This window comes from Bradyrhizobium sp. BR 10261, assembly GCF_019455395.1.
Taxonomy (GTDB): Bacteria; Pseudomonadota; Alphaproteobacteria; order Rhizobiales; family Xanthobacteraceae; genus Bradyrhizobium; species Bradyrhizobium manausense.
In genome coordinates this window covers 41,966-55,365 of the sequence record NZ_JACOFQ010000029.1, presented here as the reverse complement: position 1 = coordinate 55,365, position 13,400 = coordinate 41,966, and the positions used below count along the sequence as shown (strand labels likewise).

The 13,400-nt window shown below is 63.4% G+C and carries 6 protein-coding genes; 1 reads left to right on the top strand and 5 read right to left on the bottom strand.

Annotation, left to right across the window (positions count from 1 at the left end):
- Position 1 precedes the first annotated feature (1 nt).
- From HYH07_RS28325 to HYH07_RS28305, 5 genes are all read right to left on the bottom strand, one after another.
- The gene (locus HYH07_RS28325) at positions 2-397 is read right to left on the bottom strand and encodes a type II toxin-antitoxin system VapC family toxin (RefSeq protein ID WP_220005548.1); all 396 of its coding nucleotides are present in this window, start codon (positions 395-397) and stop codon (positions 2-4) included.
- On the bottom strand, positions 394-648 hold the full coding sequence (locus HYH07_RS28320) for an AbrB/MazE/SpoVT family DNA-binding domain-containing protein (protein ID WP_220005547.1): 255 nt from the start codon (positions 646-648) through the stop codon (positions 394-396). Before HYH07_RS28320 ends, HYH07_RS28325 begins: the two co-directional genes overlap by 4 nt.
- Positions 649-711: 63 nt before the next feature.
- Complete coding sequence (locus HYH07_RS28315) at positions 712-2,238, bottom strand: permease (protein WP_220005546.1); 1,527 nt, start codon at positions 2,236-2,238, stop codon at positions 712-714.
- Positions 2,235-2,984 carry an ABC transporter ATP-binding protein gene (locus HYH07_RS28310; protein ID WP_057746846.1) on the bottom strand — a complete coding sequence of 250 codons (750 nt, stop codon included), beginning with the start codon at positions 2,982-2,984 and terminating at the stop codon, positions 2,235-2,237. The genes HYH07_RS28315 and HYH07_RS28310 overlap by 4 nt, the downstream gene beginning before the upstream one ends.
- 226 nt (positions 2,985-3,210) lie before the next feature.
- Complete coding sequence (locus HYH07_RS28305; RefSeq protein WP_220005545.1) at positions 3,211-3,957, bottom strand: transglutaminase-like cysteine peptidase; 747 nt, start codon at positions 3,955-3,957, stop codon at positions 3,211-3,213.
- 611 nt (positions 3,958-4,568) lie between these two features.
- Between HYH07_RS28305 and HYH07_RS28300 the strand changes: the two genes are divergently transcribed.
- The gene (locus tag HYH07_RS28300) at positions 4,569-13,319 is read left to right on the top strand and encodes a VCBS domain-containing protein (RefSeq protein WP_220005544.1); all 8,751 of its coding nucleotides are present in this window, start codon (positions 4,569-4,571) and stop codon (positions 13,317-13,319) included.
- The last annotated feature ends 81 nt before the right edge of the window (positions 13,320-13,400 follow it).

Below are 13,400 nucleotides of genomic sequence, written 5' to 3'. Positions count from 1 at the left end.
GCTACGGGAGCCGCGCCAATCCGCCGCTTGCCTCGACTAGTTTCACGGCCTTTCTGTCAAAAGACACGAAGGTATCGGCGCCAAGCCAGTAGCCTTCATGAGCAATGACACCATCGGCGAAGTCGCCGCCCGCATCGAGGAATGCCAATCCGGCCTCAGCTAGAGGCCGGTTGACGATCACGTTAGAGGCACTGATGAAGTGTCGGATCGAGGCCGCGATGTTCTCGGCGGATGCCTTGTAGCCTCGTGAGAGGACCCACGTCAGCTCGCACAGCGCGGAGATCGAGATCGCTACTGTGTCCGCCTTCTTGAGAATGGCTTGGGCCGCCTTGCTTTGTTCAGCGTCGTCCCCGACTAGAACCCGTACCAGGACATTGGTGTCGGGTGTTATCTTCATCGTTTGCCGGCCCAGCCGTCGGCGATGATTTCGTTCATCTCCTCGATCGACAGCGACCTACCGTTCGTTTTTCCTTTCAAAAAGCCGAAAGCATCCGAAATCTTTCCGGTGGGTCGAGCTGCCTTGACCTCAACTCGTCCCCCAGGAAGCTTTTCTATGGAAATCTTGTCGCCGGGATGCACACCAAGGTGCTCCAACAGGTCTTTCCGCAGCGTAACCTGGCCCTTTGCCGTAACAGTGAGCGTGCTCATGGAACCCTCCATCCTCGATATCTTACAAGTAAGGCAATTTATCCTTACGTTCAAGGACGGTCATTAATCGCGCCTCGGGCTGAATTTCCAGGTCATCGCCACCAGGCCCGCGGTGATCAGGCCGCTGACGATGCCGGCGGTCGGCAGCGTCAGCAGCAGCGCGGCGGTGGCGGCCCAGCCGATCGAGGAGAAGGCTTCGGCAAAGGTCGCAAGCCGCGACGAGGTCTGGCGGCGACGGAACTGGCTGCGCCGGGCCTGGACCCGGAACCAGAGCTGGATCGCGGTGGCGGAGGCCGCGCCGATGATGATCATGGTGGCCGTGATTGCCGCCTGGAATGGTGAAGCAAAAACCAGCGCGGCCACCAGCGGGCAGAAGATGATTGCGATCGCGATCAACACCACTTCGATCTTGGCGCGGATGACGCTTGAGGGCGTCAGCGGCGCGGTCGCGACCAGGTCCGGCGCGTCCTCGCCCGAGATCGTCAGCCAGGCGAGCCCGCCGGCGAGCTGACCCGCGGCCATCACGATCACGGGCGTGATCAGCGTCAGCGCCGCGGAGCTGTCGCCAAAGCTACGCCAGAGCAACAGCGCCGGCGGCACCAGATAGAGCAGCTGCATCAGGGTCTGAGAGATCAGCCAGGGATCGCGACAGAGCAGCACGAACTCCTTGCGCCGCAGCGCCTGTTGCCGCGAGCCGCCGCGGAACGGACGTTCCTTCGCACGCTTGCGGCCGGATGTGCCGTAAGCGGCAGCGTCGATTGCGGTGTCGGCGAAACGGCCCGAGAAGATCGCCATCACGCATCCGAGCAACATCAGCCCCAGCGCGAGAAGCAGCAGCAGCGCCTTGACATCGCCCATGGTGGCTCGCGCCGGCCACCACCAGATGCTGTCGATGTCGGGCGCGTGGGCGGCGAGGGTGCCTGAGGTCAGGATGGTGAAGCGCGACAGCGTGCCGTAGGAGACGATCGCCGCGACCTGGAGCGCGATCACGAAGCCCGCACCGATGATCGCAGCCAGGATCTGGGCGACGAAGCGCGTTCGCGTCGGGCCGATCAGGCGGAACAGGAGAATCGTGACGGCGATCGCGATCGCCGCGGCCGAGAGGCCCATCGCGATGACCACGCCGAAGGCGGCAAGCCAGCGCGCACCGCCACCGATCAACAGCACGTCGATGAACGGCGTCGAGAACAGCAGCGCCATCACCGTGACGGTGAGTGCGATTGCGGCGATGCGCACCGAGAACAGATTGGCGAGCGTTGCCGGCGAGGACATGATGAGATCGAGATCGGCGCGGGCGTAAAACACCCGCGTCACCGATTCGATCGCCTGCGAGAGCATCAGGGTCCAGGCGAGGAAGATCGTCGCCGAGATCACGATCAGCGAGGATTTGTCGAGCGGCAATGGCAGCTTGGCGAAGCGGCCGATCACCGCCCAGGCCGGGAGATGCAGCAGTGCGGCGAAGAACAACAGCCCGATCATGGCGGCGCGGGCGCGCCGGCGCCGGCCACCGGTCATCATGGCGAACCATTCGCGCCAGGCGAGGCGGAGCTCGTGACGGGCAAACCAGGAGAGCGCGGTCGCCGAGCTCATGCCGCGTCCTGCAGCGTCACCAAGGCGATGAAGAGATCTTCGAGACTGGTGTCGGCATGGCCGTTCTGCTGGCGCAGCTCGGTCAGGGTGCCCTCCGCCACGAGACGGCCTGCGGCAATCACGCCGATGCGGTCGGCCATGCGCTCGGCGACCTCGAGAATATGCGTCGTCATGATCACGGTGCAGCCGGCCCGGACGCGCATCCCGAGCAGCCCCTTGACATGGCGGGCCGAGACGGCGTCGAGGCCCGTCAGCGGCTCGTCGAGAATGATGAGGCGGGGATCGTGCACCAGTGCGCCGGCAAGCGCCACCTTCTGGCGCATGCCCTTGGAGAAACCTTCGCAGCGCTCGTGCCGGTGCGGCTCAAGCCCGAGCGAGCTCACCAGCTCCTCGGCGACTGGTTTCGACGCTGAAGGCGCAATGCCCCAGAGGCCGGCGACGAATTCGAGGTACTCAAGCGGCGTGAGCTTGTCATAGATCATCGGCTCGTCCGAGACCCATGCCATCACCTGCTTGGCCGCGACGGGATTCGCGAGCGCATCAATGCCGAAGATCGAAACGCCGCCCTCATCGGGCCTGAGCAGGCCCGCGACCATGCGCAACGTGGTGGTCTTGCCGGCACCGTTAGGGCCGACCAGCGCATAGAATTCGCCGGCATGAATGGTGAGATCGAGGTTGTCGACCGCCAAGCGGTCAAAACGCTTCGTTAATCCTCGGACTTCGAGCGCCGAGCTGTCCGGCTTCATGACGGCCACACCAACAGGTTTTGCATCTGTCGCGACCCTGACCCGAACATGTTTCGGCCTCGTGAATCGCGCTGCCGCAAATGCGGTCACTTGCAAGCTCATCTGCAAATGGGAGCGCGGCAGCGATCCGTAAAGAGCCCCTACCGGATCCCGCACGATCGCTGCACCTTCCTCGGTCACCTTGAGCGGGCAGGCCTTGGATGTAGCTACCGGACTGCGAGCCGGATCAATGTGCCGCGCTCGAGACGTGCTGGCTGTCGACGCCCGCGAGCCGCACGGGCTCGCCGACATATCTCAGCACGGCGGACTGATAGAGCACGAACAGCGGCTGATAGTTGCGCGCGTCGTCATCCTCGACCATCGCCATGCGGCGGTTGTCCAGCATCAGCCAGTGGCCGTCGAGCCTCGCGGAGGCAATGGCATGGCCTTCGCCGCTCCTGATATCGCGCACCACGACGAGGCGGAGGTCCTCGGCGGCGACGCCGGCAAGCCGCAACGCGGCCAGCTTGGCTATGGCGTAATCCTCGCAATCGCCGGCGCCGCGCTGGAAGGTCTCCAGGGGCGAGCTCCAGATATCTTCGGCGCCGTCACTTTCGGCGCGGATGGCGAGGTTGATGGCGCGGTTGGTCTCGCCGAGCCGCGCGCGGCCGTCGCGGGTGCGGGCCTCGTCGACGATGGCGAGCAGCTTCAGCGCCGCGGGCGAAGCGCAATTGTCGCGATCGCCGTCGCACAGCACCAGCTGCACCATGTCATCGTCGAGCTTCTCCTTCAGTCCAAGCCATTTCTGCCGCATGCCTCCGCTCGAAATGGCGAAGGCGAACACGCCGAACGGCTCGGCTGATTTGCGTATGAGCGCGCCCGCGCCCGGCGACAGCAAATTGGCTGCGCGAAGATCGGCGGCCGATCCGAGCAGGATCAATCCCCACAGCAAAAGGATAGCGCGCCAGGCGCGCGAGCGAGCAGCGGTCTTCATCTGACATCCCTGTCCGGCTTCGCAGGTCCCTCTCGACCTGGACGCGCCGGGCTTTGTTGCTTTCGCGGAGATAGTGCGAGACGGGCCGTTTTGTTCTGCTTAACGCGCGCGGCAGGGGGCCGACTGGCCTGGAGCACGCTCAACCGCCCCTTCCCGGACTCCGTAAAAGTTTACAGGCCCGGGCAACGAGAGACGCCGCCGCGAAATCAACGGGAGCGCAGCCGGAAGTTGCGGGAAGCGATTCGGCTTCCATGGCTAATGACCAGCTATTTTCCGGGTTCTGTTAGTTAGGTCACAGATTTAGCTCCGTATTCGCCACAGTATGGCCCGGGGTGTTACGAAGAAAAGATGACATAAGTATCCGGTGGATGGTTAATACCATCGAATACGTAATCTAGTGGAAGATTGACTTGGGCGCGCGACGATTTACTCGAAATCTCTGTAAGCCTTACTTCATTTTATCTTTGGGTGTCGCCGTAGGCATAGGCCTCCGCCGCCAAGTGACACGAAACCACACAAGCAATAGATGGTTTCGCTAAGGACTTGGTAATGCTATGCAAGCTTAAGCGGTCGATACTTACTTAGATTTTAACCCTTTTCATGGTGCCCGGTTGAATTACGCTGGCAAATTTGACGCCGGGCTGACCTTGGATGGCCAGGGTTCCCGTTCGTCCGCCGATAGCCATGTTGAATCCTTTACCGCCACGGCGCATGGCCACGTGCCTGACGGTGCGGTGGTCATTGCCGACCCCAATCTGATCTTCCATGGCGAGTTCAAGCGCACCGGCAGTGATCTGGTGCTCTCGCACGACGGTCACGACTTCGTCGTTCACGACTATTTCAGGGGCGACAAGCGCGCGGCGATCGCCTCGCCCGACGGCGCCCACCTCACCGGCGACATCGTCAGCGCGCTCACCGGCTACGTTCAGGTCGCGCAGGCTGCGCCCGGCGCCGCCGCGGCGCAGGTCATCGGTCACGTCACCAAGCTGACCGGCAGTGCGACCGTGGTCCGCAACGGCGTCTCGGTCATCCTCAACAATGGCGACAACGTCGAGAAGGGCGACGTGGTCTCGACCGGCTCGGACTCGACGCTCGGCATCACCTTCATCGACGGCACCGTGTTCGGCCTGTCCGCCAACGCGCGGATGGTGCTGAACGAGATGGTCTACGACCCCAACGGGTCGAACAATTCCTCGCTGCTCAGCCTGGTCGCGGGCACCATCACCTTCGTCGCCGGCGAGACCGCCAAGCACGGCGACATGAAGGTCGACACGCCGGTCGCCACCATGGGCATTCGCGGCACGGCGGTGCTGACCGAGATCGCTTTCGTCGTACCCTCAGGCGGCGGCGACCCGCAGCCGCAGGCGAACTTCCAGGTGCTGGTCGAGCCGAACGGCACCACCGGCTCCTACATCCTGTTCGACAAGCAGACGCTGCTGCCGATCGCGACGGTCAACCAGGCCGGCCAGATGATCCAGATCAGCGGCGGCAACGTCTCGGTTAGCAATGCACTGCTGTCGCCGGACGTGCAGAAGCTGATCAACGACGTGTTCACGCTGAAGTTCACCGACAACAACACCAACACCAAGCTCACCAACAACTCCACCGATAGCATCACCCAGATCGGCGATACCGTCCTGATCAAGACGCCGGACGGCAGCACCGCACAGGCGATCTTCACCAACACCGTCGCCGGCGGTGCCGGCAGTCCTGCGCCGGGTGGGTCCGACAAGGGGGGTATCGAGCGTATTCCCGGCGCGCCGTTCGCGAGCGTCCTCGATGTCAACGGCAATGTGGCGACTGCGTTCGCCCTGACCGAGCACGCGAAGGCGACCGGCGACCACGCCGACGCCACCGGCGATGCCGTGCCTCAGGATATCACCATCTTCAGGATCAACTTCGTCGACCAAAACCTGGGCGACCGGCCGACGGTGTCGGTGGATCTCGATGCATCAAAATACACCTATACGGATTCCGGGCATCACGACGTCACTCCCTCGCTCACTGCTCTCCAGAAGCAGGATATTGCGGCGACGCAGGTCAAGATCAATGTTGTGGCCGATAGCGGCAACAACAACAACGGAACCGCGGTTGCAACCTACACGATCCCCGACCACGCGTTCGACTTCCTCGCCGACGGCGAAACGCTGACGCTGACTTACGTTGTCCACGTCAACAACAATTTCGCGGTCAACCCTGAAACCAAGGACATCCCGATCACCATCACGATCACCGGCACCAACGACAGGCCGGTGATCACGACCAGCGTGCCGACCATCACCTTCTCCGGCGGCACCAGCGTGCCGGGCGGGCCGCTCACCACCAACGTTCCGACCACTGGCACCCTCACCTTCAAGGATGTCGACCTCACGGACACCCACACCGTGTCGGTGGCGCTGACCAGCGCGAGTCTGCCGGACGGCACCACGGTGCCGCCGGGCCCGCTTGCCGCGTTCCAGAAGGCCATGTCGGTTGCGATCGGGAACGGCTTGGATTCAACCGGGACCGGCACCGGGACCATCAACTGGTCGCTGGCCGATCTGCCCGTCTATCTCGCCGACTTCATTCCGAAGGGCGAAGTGCTGACGCTGGTCTACACCGTCACGGTCGCCGACGAGCACAATGCGACCTCGCAACAGACCATCACCGTCACGATCACGGGCACCGACGCCGCGGCGGTGGTTTGGATCGGGACGAACCAGCCCTCGGGCGGTTTCTGGAAGGACGCTGCGAACTGGGAAACCGGCACGGTTCCGACCAGCAAGGATGACGTCATCATCATCACCGATCAGCTGCATGGGCTGACGCCGTCCTATCCCGTCACGATCGACGCTGCCGCGTACGGCAAGTCGCTGACGATGGACGATTACGACACCACGGTGCACCACACGGCGCCGGAGGTCATCAATCACAGCACGTTGACGCTCGGGGGCAAGCTCACGCTCAATGCCGATGCGAAGTTCACCAATGCGGCGGACGGCACCGTTCTTGTCGGCGGCGCGATCGATGTCGAGACGATCACCAGGACGAACGGCGACGTCGTCGCCAGTACCGCCAAGATTACCAACGCGGGCCAGCTCACGCTCGCCGCAGGCGGCAAGATCGACACGCTGACCACCATCACCAATTCCGGCACAATCGAATTGTCGGGCGGCACGCTGACGCTGGACACCGGCATCGCCAATGCCGGCGGTACCGTGCAGGTCGATTCCGTCGCGACGCTGGTCGCCGACGCCGTGACGATCGACGGCGGCACCCTCGCCATTTTCGGCACGCTGGAGCTCGACGGCACCAGCCTGATCGAGAACGGCACGCTGAACAATTCCGGTGTGGTTCACGTCAAGGGTGCGGTCGAGTTTGCGAACGAGACCGTCGGCAATTTGTCCCTCGGCACGATCGAAGTCCTTGCGGATGCTGCGCTGACGATCGACAAAGACTCGATCGTCAACAACGCCGGCAACATCAGCGTCGACGCTCATGCGGAGATGTTCCTGAACGACGCCACGATCAGCGGCGGCGCCGTGTCGGTCGAGTCGGGCTCGACGCTCGATCTTTCTAGCGGGACGATCGACGGCGGCACGCTGACGCTTGCCGGTACGCTGGAATCGACCGGTGCGAGCGCCATCAGCAATGCCGACATCACCAACACCGGCACGATATCAGTCACCAGCGGCACGCTGACGATCGACCCCGTCATCATCCATACGCTCACCAACAGCAAGCTGCTCCAGGCCAACGGCGGCGAGCTCGACGTCACCGGCGAGGCCATTGTCAACACTGCCGATATCAAGGCGATCGATGGCGGCATTCTGAAGCTGTCGAGCCTCAACGTGACCAACAATAGTGGCGTGGTCACCGTTGACGGCGCCTCGAAGCTTTATCTGACGGCGGCTTCGATCAACGGCGGCAGCCTCAGCAATTCCGGCCATCTCTACGGCGTGTCCGGCCTCAACACGATTTCGGCCGGCATCACCAACACCGGCATGATCGAGGTGCAGGCGGGGACACTGAACCTCTCCGGCGGCGTCGCGGGCGCCGGCTCGCTGGTCATCGACGATGGCGCAACGCTGGAGCTCGCCGGCGCGACCGCGCAGACCGTGACCTTCGCCGGGGGCGCCGATACGCTTGAGCTCGACAAGGTCGGCGGCCGGAGCTTTACCGGCACCATCACCGGCCAGTCCTCGACCGGCGGCACGTTCACGGTCACCGGCGCGGCCGACATCACGACCTCGAGCGGTGACGCGCTGGATTTCACTGCGTCCGGCGGCATGGCCGGCGCACCAGGCAACGTCGTGCTCACGCCCACTGGCACGCTGAAGGGCGCGGCGAATGGCGTCGTCGTCACCCAGAACGGCGCCGGCAACATCTCGCTGACCGCGACGGGTGACACCACCGGGCTCGCCGGCAACGGCATCGCGCTGACCGACAGCGCGACGGGTTCGGGCAACATCACGATCGACAATCTCACCGGCAAGGCGACGGGCACCGGGGCGAATTCGGAAGGCATTCTGGTCGAGAATCTGAATGCCGCCAACGCCGGCGACATCTCGATCACCCAGCTTGGCGGCGCGGTCGGCGGTGCCTACGGCATCGATGCAACGACCCACGGCGACGGCGACGTCACCATCGATGCCGGCGGCAACGTCACGGGTAGCTCGATTTATGCTATCCGGGCGCGCAGTTACGGCGTCGGTGACATCAAGGTCACGACCGAGTCGGGTAGCGTCGTGACCTCGGACAGCTCCGGTATCGTCGCCGTCAACCGGGCGACCTCGCTCGATGCGTCCGAGGACAGCACGATCACCGTCAATGCGCATGGCACGATCAACTCCGGCAGCGGCCTGAACCAGAGCGGCAATACGCCAGCCGGCATCCAGGCCGGCTACAACGGCGCGACCACCGGTTCGGTGGCCAACACGGATGTAAACGGCAGCGTCGTCGTCAACAACTACGCCGATATCACTTCTGGCGGCCATGGCATCCACGCCTACAACTACGGCAATGGCGACGTCACGGTGAATGATGGCGCCGGCACCACCGTGACCGGCGCGGTGGCGGGCATCAAGGCATCGGCGATCAGCGGCGGCACGGGCGACGTGACCGTCAACATCGGTGCCAATGCTCATGTCGAGGCAACGTCAGGCTACGGCATCGATGCCTACAGCCTCAACGCCGGTGACATCAGCGTTGTGATGTCGCATGGCGACGTCCTCAAGTCGGGCAGTGTCGGTATTGACGCCGTCAACGAGGCGACCGCGATCGGCAGCGACGTGCACAGCACGATCTTCGTCAGCGCCCACGGGACCATCCACTCCGGCGTGATCAACACCAAGAGCAACCATGCGCCGGCCGGCATCATGGCCGGATATACCGGCGGTGGCAGCAATTTCGACGGTGCGGTCCATGGTGACGTCACGGTCCAGAGCGATGCCACGATCATCACCGATGCGGGCTCGGGCATTGCGGCTTTCACGCAAGGCGTTGGCACGGTCACTGTGACGACGGGCGAGGGTTCCTCGATCACGGCCGCAGGCACCGCGATCAACGTGTTCGATCTCGGCGGGGGTGACATCAATGTCACCAACGGAGGCTCCGCCACCGGTGCAGCCGGCCTCACGGCTTTCGGCAATGGCGCCGCCAACATCACCATAACTAATGACGGCCACATCACCGGCACGAGTGGCGTCGGAATCGGCGTAACGCAGGCGTTCAACGCGACGGGCCAGGTTCACATCACCAACGATGCGGATGGCCGCGTCACCGGCGCGGACGGCTTTGCGGCGATCTCGGTGCATGCGGGCAGTTCGGCCTCGGTTCTGATCGACAATTCCGGAACGATCGGGCTCGACGATGCGGGATCCGTGACGTCGACGACCTCGGCGATCGTCGAGACCGGTGGTCCCGTCACCATCAACAACAGCGGGCACATCAACGGCAACATCTCGGCCGCCACCGCCACCTTCAACAATGAGATGCACGGGACCTGGACAGTCTCCGGCACCAGCGTGTTCGGCAATTTGTCCTCCATCGTCAATGATGGCGTCATCGATCTGCTCAACGGCGCCTCGATCTCCGGGACCGGGCTCGGCATCAACAGCTCCAACGAGATCGACAGCTGGGGCGCGGCGTCGATTTCGGGCACCATCGTCAACACCGGCACCATCGAGGTCAACACCGGCACCCTATCGCTGTTCGGTTCGCTGTCCGGCTCCGGCTCGGTCACGATCGATGCCAATGCGACGCTCGATGTCGACGCCGCGGTGTCGCAGACGATCACCTTCAACGGCGGCGGCGCCGAGCTCCAGATCGACACGTCCAGCTTCGGCGGGGCGGTTGCAGGCTTTGCTTCGACCGACAAGCTCGACCTGTCGACCATCGCGTTCGACGGCGGTACCTCCGCGACCTACGATTCCGCGACCGGCGATCTCGTCGTCAGCGATGCCTACGGCCACAGCATCACGGTGAAGCTCACCGGAGGGGACTACAGCAACGCGCATTTTGCCGGTAGCAGCGACGGCCATGGCGGCACGCTGATCACGCTCAATGCCGCCGACGACGCGCCGGCCTTCAACGCCGCCGAGGCGTCGCCGAGCGTCAGCTTCGCCGAGCTTGATAACAAGACCGGCGACGCCACGACGGATCCGGCGTCGGGCGGCACCGGCACCATCGATTTCACCGACATCGATCTGACCGAGCGGCCGACGGCGAAGATCACCCATCAAGACGTGGCCTGGCTCGCCGCCGACCACACCACGGCTCTGACCCTGACGCCCGACGAGATCTCCGCGCTCGAACACGCGCTGACGCTGCAGCAGGCCGGCAGCAAGAACAACGGCACGGTCGGCTGGAGCTATTCGATCACCGATAGCGCGCTGGATTTCCTCGGCCAGGGCCAGACCGCCACGGTGGTTTCCACCATCACGCTCGACGACGGCCACAAGACCGACACGGCCGAGGTCACCGTCACGATATCGGGCGCGAACGACGCGCCGGCCCTCGCCGATCTCGACATCGGCACGCTCGCCGATACGGGCGTCTCCGACAGCTTCGCCGATCTCACCGGCAAGCTGGCCGGCACCGATGCCGACACCGGCGAGACGGCGACGCTGAGCTACGCCTTGCTCGATGCCGAGCACAACGCGACGACGACGGTGGCGGGACAGTACGGTTCGCTGACGGTCGATTCCAGCGGCAACTACGACTACGTGCCCGACTCTGCGGCAATCAACGCGTTGCAGGCAGGCGCCTATGTCGACACGTTCACGGTCCAAACCACGGACACGCATGGCGCGCACGGCACCGCGACGCTGACGGTGAACGTTAACGGCGCCAACGATGCCCCGACGCTCGACGGCACGACGCTGGATTCCGTCGCTGCCGACAACACCAATCCGACCGGCAGCGCCGTCAGCGACCTCTTCGCGGGCAAGTTCCACGACGTCGATACCGGCGCGAGCTTCAAGGCGATCGCGGTCAGCGCCGACAACGCCACGTCGGACCAGGGCAGCTGGCAATACGAGATCGCCGGCACCGACCAGTGGGTCGATATTTCCGGCGTCAGCAATACCCATGCGCTGGTGCTCAGCACTGATACGCTGATCCGCTTCGTTCCGAATGAAAGTTTCAGCGGCACGCCCGGCACGCTCGATGTCCACGCGATCGACAACACCTATACTGGCGCGGTCAGTGCCAGCTCCCCGGTCTCGATCGACATCTCCGGCGCCGGCCATGGCGGCACGACGCCGGTGTCGGACCAGGCTGCCTCGATAGGCACGGAAGTGACGGCGCCGGCGGAGGTTGAAATGGCCGTCGCTCCGGTCCTGTCGCTTGGGCCGAATACGAGCATCTATCCCACGGATGGCTCGGCGCTTGTGACCCCGCTGTCGCTGCATGCCGGTGACATCGTCAGTGTTGATTGGAATTTCACCACTGATGACTATCTGCCGTACAACGACTTTGCCTTCGCCAGCGTAAATGGCGCCGCGTTCCTGTTATCGGACATCGCGGCGACCGGAAGCTATGGCTCGACCGGCTGGCACACATTTACCTATAAGATTCAGACCGACGGCACCTACGCCTTTGGCGCAGGTGTGATGAACGAGCAGGACTATGCAGTTACGTCCTTCCTGGCCGTCGACAATATCCGGGTGAACGGCGAGGTCGTGCAGAGCTTCGAGAATGGCTTCGGCGACACCCGCGTCACCGGCCAGGTCGCCATCGTCTCGACGGCGCACAGCGATGTCAACGGCTCCCAAATTGTCCCGACTGACGGAAACTTTGAAGCGTTTTTGAGCTCATATCCCGCGTACACGGCTTCGATCGAGGACTTCCTGGGGCTTAGTTCCGGCGAGTTGTCCAATATTGCCAAGTCGGAAGGGCCTGAGCACACCCCGATCAACGTGCCGATCACGGTCACCATCCCGACCGGCGCGCACCCCGACGACACCTACGTGACGATCGCAGGTGCGCCCGTCGGTTCCGAATTCAACTACGGAACCTACGACGCCGGCAACAACACTTGGCACATCGAGGCCACCGATCTCGGTGGCAACCTCACGCTGACGACGCCGGTCGGCTATGCCGGCAGCTTTAACATCACGGTGACCGCAACGAGCGTCGTCGACAGCAGCCATACCTCCGCGACGACCTTGCCTCAGACTCACGCCGTCACGATCGATCCGCTCGCTGGTCCCGAAATCGATACGACCCATTTCACTGTGTCGGAAAATCCGGACGGCACGACGTCCGTGCTTGGTTTGGCAATCACCGACGAAGATCCCGCGGCACCGTCAGAAGCATTTGCGCTCAGCGCTTCGACGCAAGCGGGGGCATCAAGCGTTTCTCCGGCAACGGCGGCCGGCAGTCTCAACGAAATCAATAATCTGTTGAAGAGTGGCGTCACCTACAATCCGGGACAGGACAAGCCGGCGACGGACATGATCACGTTCAAGGTCACCGACAATTTCGGCGCCAGCGATACCGTTAATTTCGTTTTCAACGAGGGCGGCTCGGGACCGGTCTCGCTGGTCGGCACCAGCGGCAAGGACGTGTTGTTCGCGAGCGGGCAAAGCGACACGTTGGACGGCAAAGGCGGGCAGGACCAGTTTGTGTTCGCGCCAAAATTCTTTTCGGATACGGTCCAGCACACGGTCTACGAATTCGACACCACGCTCGACAAGATCGACGTACGCCAGTTCGACAACATCAACTCGTTCAGCGATATCATCCTCACCCAGCAGAATGCCGATACGCTGGTCCGGCTGGACGATCACGAGACGATCCTGTTGAAGAATGTCGCTGTCAACAACCTGCATGCCAGCGACTTCATCGTCACCAATCACTCCGTCGGTGGCTCCGTGTAACGGGGCTGGTCGCGGCCAAAAAGACCGTATCGTCCGCCGGTGGGGCATGGCAATTTGCAGGCCTTCGCTGCATGATCGGTC